10 protein-coding genes are annotated in these 13,566 nt (G+C 51.7%); 5 read left to right on the forward strand and 5 right to left on the reverse strand.

Annotated elements, in window-relative coordinates; translation table 11 throughout:
* Window positions 1–331 precede the first annotated feature (331 nt).
* Complete coding sequence (locus tag MKY96_RS31885) at window positions 332–571, reverse strand: DUF3977 family protein (RefSeq protein WP_340946666.1); 240 nt, start codon at window positions 569–571, stop codon at window positions 332–334.
* Window positions 572–967: 396 nt separating this feature from the next.
* Here MKY96_RS31885 and MKY96_RS31890 point away from each other — a divergent pair, with 396 nt between their 5' ends.
* From MKY96_RS31890 to MKY96_RS31900, 3 genes are all read left to right on the forward strand, one after another.
* A complete protein-coding gene (locus MKY96_RS31890) occupies window positions 968–1,177 on the forward strand; it encodes a hypothetical protein (protein WP_340946667.1) in 210 nt (69 codons plus the stop codon).
* Between the two features lie 137 nt (window positions 1,178–1,314).
* Window positions 1,315–2,496 carry a S1C family serine protease gene (locus MKY96_RS31895; RefSeq protein WP_340946669.1) on the forward strand — a complete coding sequence of 394 codons (1,182 nt, stop codon included), beginning with the start codon at window positions 1,315–1,317 and terminating at the stop codon, window positions 2,494–2,496.
* Window positions 2,477–4,441 carry a stalk domain-containing protein gene (locus MKY96_RS31900; protein ID WP_340946670.1) on the forward strand — a complete coding sequence of 655 codons (1,965 nt, stop codon included), beginning with the start codon at window positions 2,477–2,479 and terminating at the stop codon, window positions 4,439–4,441. Before MKY96_RS31895 ends, MKY96_RS31900 begins: the two co-directional genes overlap by 20 nt.
* Before the next feature lie 84 nt (window positions 4,442–4,525).
* On the opposite strand, the gene rfbC is transcribed toward MKY96_RS31900, so the two are convergent.
* Together rfbC and rfbA are read right to left on the reverse strand one after the other, a co-directional pair.
* The gene (rfbC, locus tag MKY96_RS31905) at window positions 4,526–5,086 is read right to left on the reverse strand and encodes a dTDP-4-dehydrorhamnose 3,5-epimerase (RefSeq protein ID WP_340946671.1); all 561 of its coding nucleotides are present in this window, start codon (window positions 5,084–5,086) and stop codon (window positions 4,526–4,528) included.
* A 21-nt stretch (window positions 5,087–5,107) separates the two neighbouring features.
* Window positions 5,108–5,986 (reverse strand): glucose-1-phosphate thymidylyltransferase RfbA, encoded by an 879-nt coding sequence (rfbA, locus tag MKY96_RS31910; RefSeq protein ID WP_340946673.1) that lies wholly within the window; start codon window positions 5,984–5,986, stop codon window positions 5,108–5,110.
* 267 nt (window positions 5,987–6,253) lie between these two features.
* Between rfbA and MKY96_RS31915 the strand changes: the two genes are divergently transcribed.
* Window positions 6,254–8,773 (forward strand): DUF3656 domain-containing U32 family peptidase, encoded by a 2,520-nt coding sequence (locus MKY96_RS31915; RefSeq protein WP_340946675.1) that lies wholly within the window; start codon window positions 6,254–6,256, stop codon window positions 8,771–8,773.
* A gap of 194 nt (window positions 8,774–8,967) precedes the next feature.
* On the opposite strand, the gene MKY96_RS31920 is transcribed toward MKY96_RS31915, so the two are convergent.
* Window positions 8,968–9,801, reverse strand: coding sequence for a hypothetical protein (locus MKY96_RS31920; protein WP_340946676.1), 834 nt, complete (start codon window positions 9,799–9,801; stop codon window positions 8,968–8,970).
* 187 nt (window positions 9,802–9,988) lie between these two features.
* Here MKY96_RS31920 and galU point away from each other — a divergent pair, with 187 nt between their 5' ends.
* Window positions 9,989–10,876: a UTP--glucose-1-phosphate uridylyltransferase GalU gene (galU, locus tag MKY96_RS31925; protein ID WP_340946677.1), complete on the forward strand. Its 888-nt coding sequence runs from the start codon at window positions 9,989–9,991 to the stop codon at window positions 10,874–10,876.
* A gap of 120 nt (window positions 10,877–10,996) precedes the next feature.
* Here galU and MKY96_RS31930 read toward each other — a convergent pair whose 3' ends face one another.
* Window positions 10,997–13,456 carry an O-antigen ligase family protein gene (locus MKY96_RS31930; protein WP_340946678.1) on the reverse strand — a complete coding sequence of 820 codons (2,460 nt, stop codon included), beginning with the start codon at window positions 13,454–13,456 and terminating at the stop codon, window positions 10,997–10,999.
* Window positions 13,457–13,566 lie beyond the last annotated feature (110 nt).

Raw genomic sequence — 13,566 nt, forward strand, 5'->3', positions numbered from 1 at the left:
CGTTTCATAAGTCATGAGAGCCAGGACGAGCGCGCCGATTAGGTGCAAAGGTAGGCTTAATTGTAATCTGTACAACTAAATCGCCGGATGTGCCGCCGAATCTCTGTTTAGCTGTATTTCGTGCAATTAAAATGCCTCAATACCTGGATTTTCACCCATTCGGGCAATGTAGTTGTACAAACTACAATTAGAAGAGGAAAGCCTTCCGTTTCATTGTTTTTAGTTGCACAGAATACACTTATCTCTGAGGGTTCGCTACAAACTGAATGCATTCTTTAAGTAATCAACAGTAATGTTATCCGGTCTGGATTTTACATGATCTGCTCTCCCGCTACAACTCACTGCGGATGCCGAAGATAATTTTAAACCGGCGGGCAGCCTTAGATCCCCGTTTGAACCCTTCCCGTGAGTCCGCAATCCAGACTGTTCTTCCGATCCAGACTCTGAGATATAAGGAACGGAAGATAATCGGCCGGACGATCCCCTGTGCTTCGACCTCTGTGCCATCGGGCTGTTCAATCTCTGTTCGCACCCACCAAGTGTTTCCGATTCCAAATTCGATGTATTTCAAGCAGGCGTCACCGTTCTTTCTACTAGCCTGTATTCTGAATTCAGGATTGATTGTAACACTATAATATAAGAAAATTAAACAGACAGCAGACAAGCAGTATAGGCATATCTATAGCATGTCCGCCGTAAGATTTAATGAGAAGCTTTTGCGTTGATTGAATAGCAACAGCTGTAGGCTGGATTGAGGTGGATTGGCTCATTGAAAATTGAAAAAACAACAGCGGTCAATGATGAATATCGCCAATCCGAGGCGCGATTTAGCCATGAGGAAACTTTTTTGTGACAAATACGCCATTTTTAAAATATTTCTATTGCGTGACGGAAATGGTAACGATAACATAGAAGGTGATATGGATTAGAGAAACTTGCTTGACAACACTCTCAGGGAGGGATTGCCATGCTGCTTGCAGAAGCTGCCGCGCAAGAACCGTCTAAATTTCATACCTTCGATGCATTTATGATTGTATTCACGATCCTGATACTTATCGGTGTAGTCCGGCTGCTTAGAGCTCCGCAGAAGAACAAATTTGCCATCGGTTTTGCAGTGGTAAGCCTGCTGGTTTTTGTGGTATCCGATTATGCAATGATTCTGAACTGGTTCAGCTAGAGTAAGGCACACATAACCTCAGAGGCAAGCTCATCTTAAAGACACCTTTACCGCCAGCGGCGATCCTAAAGGCGTCTTTTTTTGAAGATAAGAATTCATATGCTTCGCGCGCAGGAAAGAAGGGGAGAGCCATGGGAATGGGGAGGAGCGGAATTGCCCGGGGTAGTGTGGTACTGCCGGGTATTCTGCTGTTATTATTGTCGGGATTCATAGGTCCAGCCGGTGTGGTTCATGGGGCGGGCCACGGCGGGACAGGAGCATTAACTGCTGAGAGAGGCACGGCTGTGAACGTAATGAAGGCCGGACAAGCAGGTGAGGTGCAAAAGGAGAGCAAGGGGCAATGGAGCCAGCCTGCAGCAGCAGACCCGGTTCCGCAAATCATAAGCACCGTCTCGCCGTCTGTAGTCGGCATTATCGGTAAAGCGGGCGGAGAAACCGGCGGACCGGATGACCGTTACAATCTGACCCACGGCTCCGGGATTATCGTCAGAGCAGACGGATGGATCATTACTAATGCCCATGTGATGGCCGGGCTGGAGAAGGCGGTAGTGGTCACCTCAGACGGGACGAGCTATAACATCACAGATACATACTCGGACGAATTCAGTGATCTTGCATTGGTCAAAATCAAAGCCAAAGCCTTAAAACCCGCAACCTTCGCAGGCAGCGCCGCCAAGCTTCAGGTAGGGGAGAAGGTTATCGCAATCGGGACGCCGATCTCCTTTTCCCTGAGAAATTCGGCTACTGTAGGTGTGATCAGCGGTCTTAACCGTTCGGTGGATGCGGCGTACCGGCTGATCCAGAGCGATACGGCCATCAATCCCGGCAACAGCGGAGGACCGCTGGTCAATATGAAGGGGGAGGTACTCGGGGTCAACAGCATGAAGTTCGCAGCCGTGGGTGTGGAGAATATGGGCTTCTCGATTCCCGCAGATACGGTGAAGTACATCATGAATCAGCTGCTCCAATATGGAGAGGTCCGGCGTCCGAGCCTCGGCATTGAGCTTGAGGAGAGCTGGCCCGTAATTGTCGGACTGCCTGGGCAGGAGCCGTTAACAGTGACGAAGGTGCTTACGGCAGAAGCGCGCAAGGCAGGAATTACGGCGGGAGATGCACTATATGCCATAGACGGACACCGGGTGACTTCACTTGTTGACGTTAATGAATTATTCAGACAGTACAAGCCGGGGGCAGTGGTCAAGCTTCTGATGCAGAGTGACGGCGATATCGTAGCCAGAAGCCTTGTTCTTGGACAAGGCGACCCTCTGGTTAATGCTGCTAAGGCGGAGGGGGATATGGATGATCAGACGACAGAGTGAGGCGGCGGCAGGTGCAGCCGGACCGGGCAGCAGGGCGGGACATCTACGGCGCGGAGTGTCTATTATTGTAGTCCTATTGTTGCTGCTCAGCCTGTTTCCTGTGGGAAAGGCCCAGGCGGCGGAGGGGACTTTGTTACAGCTTAGTGTTCAAGCGGGCAGTACAGCTGCGACGGTTAACGGGAAGCTGGTCACGATTCCGAAGCCTTTTGCTGAGAATGGAACGCTGCTGGTCCCGCTGGGAATTTTCAAAAAAGCCTTCGGCAGCACCGTCTCCCTCACAGGCGATGATGTAGTCAAGGTAATGTACGGGCCGCATACTGGTGCGATGACGATAGGCAGTACGACTGCCTGGAAGGATGGCGTCAAAATCAAGCTCGCCGCGCCCCCGCGTATGGTATCCGGTGTGCTGATGGTGCCGCTGAGGTTCGTGGCTGGGGTGCTGGGTGCGCGGATGACTCCGGCGGAGGGCGGAGGGGTACTGGTTACGCTATCTCCTCCAGTAGCAGTAGTAGACGTTGAAGCACAGAGCGGGATCGACAGTGACGCCGGCAAAACCCGGATCGGCAACAGCTATCTGGAGTGGAGTATGAACTATCCACCAGGTCTGGTGGTAGGCGACAGCGGAGGGAATGAGAGCGTAGCGACTTTTACGAGTGCAGAGAACGGGTATTATCTGGAGGTGCACGCTTCGCCGCTTGCCGTTCCGCTTGATCCCGAGGGGCTGCTGGAGAATCTGGTCCGCTCCTCGGAGGAGGGCGGGGAGATTGTGCTGGACCGGGAGGCTGTATCTAAGGCCAAGGTTCCTTACGCCCGGACTGTGAGCAAGGATTCGAGCGGCGCGCTCTGGGAGGGCAGGCAATATTATGCTGATGGCAGGCTGTATGAGATCTATCTGACAGATGATAATGCAGCGAATTATAAGGATTTGGGCAAATATGCAGCGCTGTTGAATTCTTTTCAGCCCTCCTTTGACGCTTCCGACCGAAGTATCCGCGACCTCTCCACGATCCGCAACGGGCTGCGCGAAGGCTACAACGATGACTACGGGATTGCGCTTAAGGTCCCTGCCGACTGGAGTGCGGATGACCAGCAGCTCTATTATGCAGGCAAACAGGGGAGTTATCTGCGTGTAAAAGTAAGCTCGGCCCCGGCAGGCTCCACGCTGGCAAGCTGGAACGAGGAACTGCTGTCTCAGCTCCGTGATACGTATGTGCCTGATGCCTACACCTTGAAGGACAGCGTAGCGGGCAAGGTCTCCGGTGAGCCGGTGCAGATCAACGAGATCGGACTTAACCCGGGCAGCGGGTGGAGTACGGAATATCAGATTCTGCTGCTGAAGAACGGGTACCGTTATTATTTTGAATATGTTGCGGCATCCGGGCCCGGGCAGAGCGGGGATCAAGCGCGCTTTACAGAGGTGCTGAACTCGATCGATATTGATTTTGCCCAGACGAAGAGGAACTTCGGACGCCTGACGTCAGAGGATTATACCCAGCTCAGCCAGAAGTCGGTCACCAAAATCTCCAAGACCTACGGCTACAAGCTCGAGATTCCGAGGCTGTGGAGCCCAGTTCAGGATCTGTTTGAGAGCCAGAGCGTGGAATACCGCTTCACCGGCGGCCGGTTTCAGCTCTATGCCAGTCCCGAGGTTACGCCGGAATATGCCGTCAGCCAGCTCCAGAGCTATTACCAGAACACCAAGCAAGACCCTAAGGGCCCGCAGGTGAAAAGTGTTGTCGAAACTGCCTTCGCCGGTGTACCCGCTACGATGCTCACGGTAGAGCAGACCAAGAACAGCATCCCCGTGGGCACGAAGATTATTGTCTTCAACCGCAACGATGTGGTCTATACGCTCACTGTCACACTGAATGATGCCAACGCCACGGCGAGCCAGCAGGCGGTGCTGGAGCGGGTGCTGGGGTCGTTTGGTTGGGTGGGGGAGTAGAAGAGTAAAGAGTATATAAGAACAACGTCCCAGGCTGCCGGTCAGCCGGGACGTTGTTTTTGTAAACACGAATAAATTAATTACTTAAATCTGATAAACAAAATTATGCTTTACGTCCTTTAACAGCGGTGCTTGTTCATCCTTGGCAGACAGCACAGGAATCACATCGATCGGCCATTCAATGGCAATTTCAGGGTCATTCCACAGAATTCCGCCGTCACATTCAGGCGCGTACAGCTCATCGCACTTGTACTGCACCTCGACATCCTCCGTTAGTGTCATGAAGCCGTGGGCGAACCCTTTGGGGATGAGAAGCTGCTTCTTGTTCTCAGCATTTAGCTCAACGCCGAACCACTTGCCGTAAGAAGGACTGCCTTGACGGATATCTACAGCTACATCAAAGATCGACCCGCGTGTACAGCGTACAAGCTTGGTCTGTGCTTTCGGGTTAAGCTGGAAGTGGAGTCCGCGCAGAGTGCCTTTTACCGCTGAATAGGATTGATTATCCTGAACGAACTGGTAACGGAGATTGTGTTCATGGAATTTGGCCTCGCTGTAGGTCTCCATGAACCAGCCACGGTGGTCCCCGAAGACTGCCGGTTCAACGACAAGAACATCCTCCAGATTGGTTTTGATAAACTTCATCGTATCCACTCTTTCTATGGTTTAAAATTGGATTTTACCTGTAGCGACCTTAATTAAATATTGGCCGTATCCGGTCTTGCTCAGCTTATGTCCGCATTCCAGGAGATGTTCCTTAGTGATCCAGCCATTGATATAAGCAATTTCTTCGGGTGCGGAGATTTTGATCCCTTGATGATCTTCAATCGTTCTGACGAAGTTGGTGGCATCCACCAGGCTCTGGTGAGTTCCGGTATCTAGCCAGGTAAACCCGCGTCCCAGCAGAGCAACATCCAACTCGCCCAGCTTCAGATAGGCTTCATTAATCGAAGTGATTTCCAGCTCGCCACGGTGTGAAGGCTTGACTTCCTTAGCAATAGAAATTACCCGGTTGTCATAAAAATAAAGGCCGGTAACCGCATAATTGGATTTTGGATGCTCCGGTTTCTCTTCGATGCTGAGGACCTTGCCGTCTCCGTCAAATTCCACTACACCAAAACGTTCGGGATCGGGAACATGATAGCCGAATACGGTCGCCCCGCTTGTTTTGTCGGCAGCTTGCTTCAACATCTTGGTCATACCGTTGCCGTAATATATATTATCTCCGAGAACCATAGCTACGGAGTCTTCCCCGATAAAGGATTCGCCGAGGATGAAGGCTTGTGCCAGTCCATCTGGACTCGGCTGGACGATATACTGCAGTGAGATTCCGAACTGGGAGCCATCACCAAGCAAATGCTCGAACCGTGGTGTGTCCTCAGCAGTAGAAATGATCAGAATTTCTCGGATGCCTGCCAGCATTAATGTGGATAGAGGATAATAAATCATGGGTTTATCATAGACCGGCAGTAATTGTTTACTGGTAACCATTGTGAGAGGGTATAGCCGGGTGCCGCTTCCTCCCGCAAGAATTATGCCTTTCATAACTGTTTCAACTCTCCTTTTGCTGCATATAAATTTTGGGAACGGTGAGATCATTTACGTATTTATTCTTTTCTATTCATATTTTACGCAGGTTCTTCTTCATTTGTCTATTAAAGCAGGAGCTTCTGTACTATTTTAAAATAGAATCTTATGGAAAGCAAAATCCAAGTGTTTCTATTTTACTGGCAGACAGCTGTGATATTTGATACAATTAATAAGTTAAAAAGCTGTAAATGACCCGCCATCAGGCGGTTTGGGAGGATATAAATGAAAGAGCAAGGAATACGCAGAGAAGACGTAGAACTGCTGGCTCCGGCGGGAGATTGGGACTGCATGCGTGCAGCGGTGGCGAACGGGGCGGATGCTGTCTTTTTTGGCGTAGAGAAATTTAATGCACGGGCCAGAGCAAACAACTTCCGGATGGACGAGCTGCCGGAGATTATGGCGTTTCTGCACAGCTATGGAGTGAAGGGGTTCCTGACCTTTAATATACTGGTGTTCGAGAATGAGCTGCCGGATGCCAAGGGACTGATTGATGCCTGCGTGGATGCGGGTGTGGATGCCGTTATCGTTCAGGACCTGGGGCTGGTGAAGATGATCCGCGAGATCTCGCCGGATTTCCCGATTCACGGTTCTACGCAGATGACGATTACCTCACCGGAAGCGGTGGAATTCACGAAGCCATGGGGGCTGGAACGCGTCGTCCTCGGCCGTGAAAATAATCTGAAGCAGATCCGCACGATTGGCGAGCAAGCCCGTCTGCCGATGGAGGTATTCGTGCATGGTGCGCTCTGCGTGTCGTATTCGGGCCAGTGCCTGACCTCCGAAATGTGGGGCGGACGTTCGGCGAACCGTGGGGAATGCGCCCAGGCCTGCCGTCTGCCGTATGATCTGATGATTGACGGTGAAGTGAAGCCGATGGGCGATGTGACTTATCTGTTGTCGCCGAAGGATCTTGCCGCCATCGACCTGATGCCGGAGCTGATTGAAGCCGGAGTGACCTCGTTCAAAATCGAAGGCCGGCTCAAAACCCCGGAGTATGTCGCTAATGTGGTCAGTAAGTACCGTAAGGCGATCGATAAGTATTTTGAAGGTAATTGGACGCCTACCTCGAAGGAGGATATGCGTGAGCTGCAACAGAGCTTCTCACGCGGGTTCACGAACGGTTTCCTTGAAGGTACCAATAATAAGAAATTAGTCGATGGCACCTTCCCCAAGAGCCGGGGGGTGTATCTGGGCACCGTGGAGCAGATCCTGCGCGATGGCGTGGTCTGCCGCATTCATGCTCCGCTTAAACGTGGAGACGGCATTGTGTTCGACGCCGGAGATCCGACGAAGAAGGAGGAAGGCGGCCGCATCTACGATCTGCGCCGCAAGGGCGTCAAGCTTGAGGGCGAAGCAGGCGAAGGATGGATTATTGACATCGTTCCGGGCCGGAATGACGTAGATCTGCGCCGTCTGCATGTGGGGGATCGCATCTGGAAGACGAACGACCCGGCGCTCGACAAGGCGCTGCGGCAGTCGTATGAGACCGAGAAGCCGTACCGGGTATTCCCGGTTCATGTGCGGGTGCAGGGCTGCGCAGGCGAGAAGCTGACGACCTGGTGGACAGACGTTCAGAAGAACGTCACTGTCCGTGTGGATTCGGAGCTGGCGCTGGAGACAGCGCAGAAGCGTCCGATGGATACCGCGCTGCTGGAAGAACAATTCGGCCGCCTGGGCGGGACCCTGTTCCAGCTTGAAGCGCTGGAGTCGCATCTGCAAGGCGACGTGATCGTGCCCATACGCGAGCTGAACAGCATCCGCCGTCAGGCGGTGGAGCTGCTTGCGGGCGAGCGCCCGAAGCCTCCCGTGTATGTGAAACGGGAGGTTGAGGTCTACGGCGGCACCTCCCACAGGGGCGCCGCAGCTGGCAGCGGTGAAGCGGAGCTTACCGCGCTTTGCCGCAGCCTGCCGCAGGTACAGGCTGCACTTGAAGCCGGCGTAACGAATATCTACGCCGACTTCGAGTTCATCAAGCAATTCCCGGCGGCAGTAGACGCTGTGCGGGCAGCAGGGGCCAGCATTGCGCTGGCCACACCACGCATCCATATGCCGAACGAGAACGGCTACCATGCCAACATCCTGCGCCTGCAGCCGGATGCTGTGCTGGTGCGTAACACCGGCGCGCTGTATTATTACCTGCGCCACCGCATGGAGCACCCGGAGGCTGCGCATCCCCGGCTGATCGGCGATTTCTCATTGAATATCGCCAATCACCGGGCTGTGGATCTGTTCCTGGACGCCGGTTGCGATATGGTTACACCGTCGTATGACCTGAACATTCAACAGATGGTTGATCTGCTGGGGCACAGCGACACCTCGCGGATGGAGGTTGTTATCCACCAGCATCTGCCGATGTTCCATACAGAACATTGTGTCTACTGTACCTTCATGAGTGAAGGCACAGATTACACGAACTGTGGCCGCCCTTGCGAGGAGCAGCGTGCATCCTTGCAGGACCGCATCGGCATGTCCCATCCCGTCCGTGTAGACGAAGGCTGCCGCAACACCGTCTATAACGCGGTCGAGCAGTCCGGTGCAGAATACCTGAATCACTTCCGTGAGCTAGGCGTAGCTTCTTTCCGTGTAGAGTTCCTGGAGGAGACTCCAGAGCAGGTAGCAGAGGTCATCAGCCTCTACAGCCGTGCACTGCGTGGTGAAATCTCCGGCACCCAGGTTTGGAAAAGCCTGAAGGCTACCAACCAGCTTGGCGTTACACGCGGACAACTGGTGAATGCGAAGTAAGTGAATTAGTCCCATTCCCTCAAGGATTGACCTATTTTCGCGCGCTTTACGCACTTAATCAGCTAAGGCCATAAAAACAGACCCGGCAGTTACCGGGGCCATCCAACCAGATGGCTCCCGATATTCTTCCGGGCCTGTTTTTGTATCCTCCACACTATCCAGGCCAACCAAACCTTTTACCCATCAGCTCTTTCTTACAACGGCAACAGCTCCGGCCAGATGTCCAGAGCTTCACCACAGGCCGGGCAGTTCACCTTTCCGGTGAGATAAGGCAGTTGCTCCATCAGCTGACCGTTCTTGATGGCATGAGCTGCTTGCCATAAGCGGGCCAGTGGCCCGTCTTCCGGCCTGATGCAGCCAAGCGCGGAAGGCGTAACGGCTTGACCATTCTCCTTGCCGTTGAATACCGGGTCGTCAGAATAGGCGGTCATCCTGGGGCTGTTCTCATTCGGCCAAATATACATTTCCTCATAACAGCTCGGGCATCCGACCATGTATTCATCGCCTTCCGAATAGGTCAACAATATACCCGCTACTGCCTGATCTCCCCGGTAAGCGGCATCCGCAGCGAGGATGTATCGCTTCTCCTGGTCATCCTTTTGAGCCGCTTCTGCATAGAGGAAGATTTCTTCTGATAGCTTGCCCAGATGTTCAACGGCATTGAGGTAGGCTGTATAAATCCCCCGTACAAGTTCCTCAGCAAGCGGCGGGTTCTGGTGGGCGAATTCAGCGGGCAGCTTCTCGCTGTGCACTGTCATCTGATTTGCCACGAAGATCCCGCAGGTCACGTAGATATCCAATTTTACTTCGGGATCAGCCGACTGCCCGGCCAATTCCGCCAGATAAGGCAACGCGGCATAAGTGCTACTGTAGATCGTGTCCTGATGGAACAGGTGCTCCCAGTACAGCTGATCTTTAACCTCGGTGCTATACTCCTTCTGCAACTGCTGCAGTAACCCGGGGACCGCTTCAGCCGGGCCGAAAGGGCCGTGAAGCTGTTGCCATACCGGACTGGATAAGTCTAACATGGATACCCTCCTCTTCGAATGGAAGTGCTGTATAGTGCTGTTATATCAACATCCAATGGGAACGTCAACGCCGGGCGTTCACCCAGAGATCTTCGTCCCTGTTTGTCTCTGCCTCAGTATACTGCCCAAAATCAGCAGGAACTGTTATAATTGAGATTATGAGTATATCTGTTAAAGGAGCCATGAGATGAAGATCCGTAAAGCGATTATTCCCGCTGCCGGTCTGGGAACCCGCTTCCTGCCTGCGACCAAAGCGATGCCCAAAGAAATGCTGCCCATCGTAGACAAACCCACGATTCAATATATTGTTGAGGAGGCAGTAGCTTCCGGGATCGAAGATATTATTATTGTGACAGGTAAAGGCAAGCGTGCAATCGAAGACCATTTCGATAATTCATTCGAACTGGAATTCAATCTGGCTGAGAAGCAGAAGTGGGAGCTGCTGGAATCGGTGCGCAAATCCTCCGAGATGGCCGACATCCACTACATCCGCCAAAAAGAACCCCGTGGCCTCGGACACGCAATCTGGTGTGCACGGAAGTTCATCGGTAACGAGCCCTTCGCAGTGCTGTTGGGGGATGACATCGTGGAGTCGAACAAGCCTTGTCTCAAGCAGATGATAGAAGTGTACGATCAATATAGATCCTCTATTGTGGGTGTACAGCCTGTACCATGGGAAGAGGTGTCCCGTTACGGGGTAGTGGACAGTTCTGAAATAGCAGAACGTGTCTACAGAGCCAACCGGCTTGTAGAAAAGCCTAAGCGTGAGGATGCTCCATCCAACCTGGCGATTCTGGGACGGTATATCCTGACTCCGCGCATCTTCGATATGCTGGGTGAGCAGCAGGTTGGTGTAGGCGGTGAGATTCAGCTTACGGATGCGATCTCCCGTTTAAGTGAAGTGGAGCGGATTATAGCTTATGACTTCGAAGGCAGACGGCATGATGTCGGGGAGAAGATGGGGTTTATCCAGACAAGCATCCACTACGCGCTTCAGCATGAGGAGCTCAAGGAAGGGCTGTTGGAGTATCTGAGGGAAGTTATTGAGAATGAGGAGAGACTGATTAGCAGATAAGGATACTATCGCTTATCTTCATACGTATTCTTATTCAATCTCACTTAAATCATAATAAAAGGCGGCTCACTGTACTTAGACAGTAAGCCGCTTTTTTCTATATCTGTTCTGTTATTGCGATCAGTACTGCGTATTCACAACCGCCTCAATGGCTGCAGCCTCAGCCGGATCAGCGGCAACCAGCTTGTCATAGATTGGCTGATCTACTGCTGCTCCTGCTTTTTTCAGTGCCGCCAAGTACCAGCGGGCTACCTCGCGGTTAGTAGTGTCATTGTAATCGTCACTTAAACCAAGCTTCAACGTAGCAGCAGCCACATCATTTTGTCCTGAGATGACCTGCAGCTTACCCACATTTAGTGCAATGACAGGGGTAACCGAGAACGGACGGCCCTGCAGCTGCTCAGGCGGTAAAGTTTTCAGATGCTCCACACCATCCACAACATGCTTATACGCATCCAGTCCGGCCGTGAGGTATTCCTGTTTCTTGGCCTCATCCTTCTGCTCACTAGCTGCCGCAGCAAGCGTCTGAGCACGGTTAATCAATGACTCATACCACGTGATATCCCAATTGAACTTGTAGGCATTGTCACTGTATACTGCCAACGCCATGTCAGGTTGACCCTTCAGATCGTAATAGCTGGCCAGTTGAGCCAAAAGATTTTTATTGTAAGGTTCATCTTTCAAAGCACGTGTCAACACATTGGATGCTTCAGCCAGATACTGCTGATCTTGAGTTTGCTTGAATACTTGCATGTCAAGAGTGGACAAGTATAATGCTGCTTCCGGATGGTACGGACGGGCATCTAATGCTTTGACCAACGGAGTTTTGATCTCCTCATAGGAAGTACTCACGGAAACTAAGTTTTTGCCTTTGAGAGCAGCGTTACTGGACCCGATGTAGCTGATCGACAGGAACAGCAGGAATATCGTCCCGATGGTCAGGACAGCCATGTGTCCCATCCGAATGCCGGCTTTGTTCCAGCTCTGGCGGAGCGGTTTGTTCTCCATCACAGCACCCATACCAGCCAAGCCGATGAAGACCAGAATCCCCATGAACGCGTAACTCATGTTAAAGTCCAGCAGACTGTGAACAAGAATGGATAGAGCAATGATGTAGAAAAAGAATCCATTATTGAACTCGTCCTTGTCCCGCTTCAGATATGCCCGGATGTATTTGTAGAAAATATATCCGATAAAGCCCATAAACACAATGAATCCGACAATCCCGACTTCGATCAAATACTGCAGGAAGAAGTTATGAACCTGACGGCTTATATAAGGGTTGTTCTGGTACTCTTCATATAACGCAGACCAACCGCCCCCGCCCGACCCGAGAACCGGATAATCCTTCACTACCTTCATGGCATCCTTGTAGAAAGTAAAGCGTTCTAATACACTATGCTGCTTGAAGTTAATGTTCTCCAGCCGCGTCTCGATATTATCCGGTAAAATACTTTTCAATCCTGTTCCGATCAGCAGGAATGCAACGACAGCCACAGCTACGACTGAGCCGAGGGGAATCCATAGTCCTGTGAATCTGCGGGTTTCCGAGCCTCCCAGCTTTCCATGCAGCCATGGTGCAACATAACGTTGAATCACCCATCCTAGTGCGGCAACTACAGCCGAGGCTACGATCAGATAGGCCCAGGCCTTAAGTGCTGCTGATGAGGTATAAGTCGTATTTAACTCTGTTCCAAGTGTGGTCAGCGGGTTAGTAACCAACAGTGCCGCAAGGCCAGAAAGCGCAAGATGAATAATCCAGAGAATCTGCTGTGCAGGCTTCAGGAACAGCAGGAGCAGGATGAACACTACAGGCAGCATGACAAGTCCCCCACGGGACAAGGTCAGCAGCAGAGATACAATAATCGGTACCAGCATGAAGCTGTGCGTCAGCGTGCCGTACCACTTTTTGGAGCGGACCAAGGCATACACCGCCACGAACAGGAAGGCCATGAGAAAGGCCGCATAAGTATTGGCATACTGGAAAATGGAGGTCAAACGCAGACCGTTAGAGTCCGTCATGACTGCATCCAAGTATTTACCATCACGTACCGTATTCGAGAACCAGCCGATCAGCCCCCCGGCGAATTTCCAGCTGCCAAGCCAGTTCAGCAGACCGAAACCGACGATGAAATAAGCGATCGCCAGAATAGCATTTTGAATGACAACATTTAGTTGCTTTTGCTGGAGCAAATATAACGCTATAATGAATACTGCGACATACATGCTCTGCACAAACAGCAGATTCATCGCCATATAATGCGAAGCAGCGCCAATAAGCGACAATGCGTAGGTAGCTGGCAACAGCAGCGAAGCCACAGCCAGCGCATCCCGCTGTCCTTCCAGCCTGAACTTGGTGAAGTACAAGCTTATCCACACCAGCAGCAACAGGCTGCTTAGGAGGGAAGACAGATAGACCGGCTTCTCGAAGTCAATCTGCTGCCCATTAAATAATCCCACTTGAAACGGGGTCCAGACCAAAAAAACAATGAACCCTATCGCTAACGCCCATATGTAACTGGATATCTTTTCAACATTTCTCGACTGAACCGCATTTTTACCGTATACTGGTTTCGACACGTTTATATTCTCCTTTATCTGTAGGTACGAGGATATTTTAGCATATGAGCGAATTGATTAAAACTTTTATCCTTTTTAGGTGAATCTTAAGAGATAGTTAGGAGAAATAA

Source organism: Paenibacillus sp. FSL R7-0302 (genome assembly GCF_038006885.1).
Lineage (GTDB): Bacteria > Bacillota > Bacilli > Paenibacillales > Paenibacillaceae > Paenibacillus_AQ.

Bases quoted from the DNA above. Each gene is read 5' to 3' on its own strand.
- MKY96_RS31890 (WP_340946667.1), top strand. From the start codon at position 968: ATGCTGCTTGCAGAAGCTGCCGCGCAAGAACCGTCTAAATTTCATACC.
- MKY96_RS31895 (WP_340946669.1), top strand. From the start codon at position 1,315: ATGGGGAGGAGCGGAATTGCCCGGGGTAGTGTGGTACTGCCGGGTATT.
- MKY96_RS31900 (WP_340946670.1), top strand. From the start codon at position 2,477: ATGATCAGACGACAGAGTGAGGCGGCGGCAGGTGCAGCCGGACCGGGC.
- rfbC (WP_340946671.1), bottom strand. From the start codon at position 5,086: ATGAAGTTTATCAAAACCAATCTGGAGGATGTTCTTGTCGTTGAACCG.
- rfbA (WP_340946673.1), bottom strand. From the start codon at position 5,986: ATGAAAGGCATAATTCTTGCGGGAGGAAGCGGCACCCGGCTATACCCT.
- MKY96_RS31915 (WP_340946675.1), top strand. From the start codon at position 6,254: ATGAAAGAGCAAGGAATACGCAGAGAAGACGTAGAACTGCTGGCTCCG.
- MKY96_RS31920 (WP_340946676.1), bottom strand. From the start codon at position 9,801: ATGTTAGACTTATCCAGTCCGGTATGGCAACAGCTTCACGGCCCTTTC.
- galU (WP_340946677.1), top strand. From the start codon at position 9,989: ATGAAGATCCGTAAAGCGATTATTCCCGCTGCCGGTCTGGGAACCCGC.